Consider the following 2,007-nt stretch of genomic DNA (forward strand, 5'->3'; position numbering starts at 1 on the left):
CCAAGGATGAAAAGGGGGAATAAGGATGTCGACAATTTTTGAAAAGAAAGAGCAGAGAGTAGCACAGACCAAAGTTAACGGTATGGGAGATCTTGGTATCGTCATCAAAGGCTACTGTGACAGCATAGGACTTGATACACCGCAGAAGGTAGTTGAAGTACTTTCCAAATATGGTGTTGATATGACACCTGAGTGTGTAGAGGATTTCTACAGCGGAGATTATGATCTCACACTTGAGGAATTTGGAGCTTTCCATAGCATTTTAAACCTTGACGGCAATGATCTTTTTGAAAAGGTTGGAAAGCTGCATGGATTAAGCTAAACAGATTAAGCTTAGCATAAGAACTTTTTAGAGCAACCAAAATATTTGGTTGCTCTTTTTGCGCGCCATGGACGTAAGTTAAAACTAAACATTATTGTTTATAAGCCGAAATAATAGTGAATACTATTTTTTCGACTTTTTTGATTGCAGTTTTATAAAGTATTTGTATATATACTAAATGAAAGGTAGACAATGGATACTTTACTTACTGGAAACGCAAATGCAATATCTGATAAAAGTATAAAAAAAATATTCGGAGATAATACAGTTATAATTGCCGATCCATCAGTGACTCCAAGAAAAGAAGGTCATATCAGATGGATACCTATATCCCCACTTGATGACAGATTCAAAAGACTCTTTTTGACATATGCATTTGAAAGAGTAATTTTCTGGTCGCGCTATACAGAACCGGGGTTTACACCAACAGATGAAATATACAGATTAAATGCAATATTGTCTATGCTTAGACAGATCAAATTAAGACAGTTTATATTTATAGCCCCTTATCTTTCAGAAGAAGAGGAAAACAGCGATAAGGGCATATTGCTTGATGGTATAAGGAAGCTCCTTGAGTATTATAGAGATACTTATCATTTTACTCTTAAGATAATCTATAGTCCCGGTATAGTCGGACACCTTCATGAAGGAGGCTTCTTTACAGGGCTGTTCAGAGATATCAAAAAAGGACAGACAGTTACTATTGATAAAACCGGTGGATCAAGGCTCATGTTCATAAGTAATGAAGACTTTTCTACATTTATGTTCAGACTTCTTGATGACTGGAGAGATGTTAATGAATCCATACATCTTCTTCCTTCAGGTTATGAGACTGTTGATGATCTTGTGTCTGTATTGAAAAGTCTTATTCCTGATGCGGATATTTCTGTGCCTGAAGGTGGCGCAGATAACTACCTTGATCCTCATGAGAAGATTGCAAGAGAGCGTTATGGCTGGATTGCTCTTTCTAAAACTTCTGATATGGTACCTCAGCTGTACGAGGAATTTAAGGAAAAAGAAAGTCATAGAGCTGGATATTTTGAAAAACTCAGAGCCAAAATCCATCTTCCTCAAAAACTTTTAATGATCGCAGAGCTTATCCTTGGGTCTTTTCTTGTTGAACTGGCAGTAAGATTATCAAGGTCAAGTGTGCAGTTCAGACTTATTGATTACAGACTTTTGTTTATTGTAATAATGTCGACTGTATGGGGATCTACAGCAGGCTTTTTCTCTGCAACACTTATGCTGGTATCACTTGCCTATGCTTACTATAGGAATGGAACAGAATGGCTCATGCTGTTTTATGATCCGGGTAACTGGGTTCCCTTTATTTTGTTCTATATAACAGCCGCAATCTGTGGCTATACTCGTCAGATTAAAGAAGATGAGTCCAAATTTGTACGTGATGAAAATAAAAAGCTTGCGCATGAGAATGAATTTGTATCTGATCTGTATCAGGAAGCCCTTACGTACAAAAATGAATATAAGCAGAATCTTACTCTTTCCAAGCAGGGATTTGGACGTATATTTGATGTTGTAACCAAGCTTAATCAGTCAAGATCCGAGCTTATCTTTGCTGAGTCCATTCCTGTAATAGAAGATATTCTTGATAATCATTCTATTGCTATATATACAATCTATGATTCCTCTGCAAGGTTTGCAAGACTTGAAGTATCATCTTCAGG

Annotated in this window: 2 protein-coding genes; both read left to right on the forward strand. The window is 36.7% G+C overall.

Annotation, left to right across the window (positions count from 1 at the left end):
• Window positions 1-25: 25 nt before the first annotated feature.
• The gene (locus K6G87_RS13260) at window positions 26-322 is read left to right on the forward strand and encodes a hypothetical protein (protein WP_296838200.1); all 297 of its coding nucleotides are present in this window, start codon (window positions 26-28) and stop codon (window positions 320-322) included.
• 192 nt (window positions 323-514) lie between these two features.
• The coding region (locus K6G87_RS13265) for a hypothetical protein (RefSeq protein ID WP_296838203.1) at window positions 515-2,007 on the forward strand (1,493 nt) is incomplete at its 3' end.

It is taken from the genome of Butyrivibrio sp. (genome assembly GCF_024699075.1).

Coding starts and splice junctions, on each gene's coding strand:
- K6G87_RS13260 (WP_296838200.1), top strand. CDS start 26: ATGTCGACAATTTTTGAAAAGAAAGAGCAGAGAGTAGCACAGACCAAA.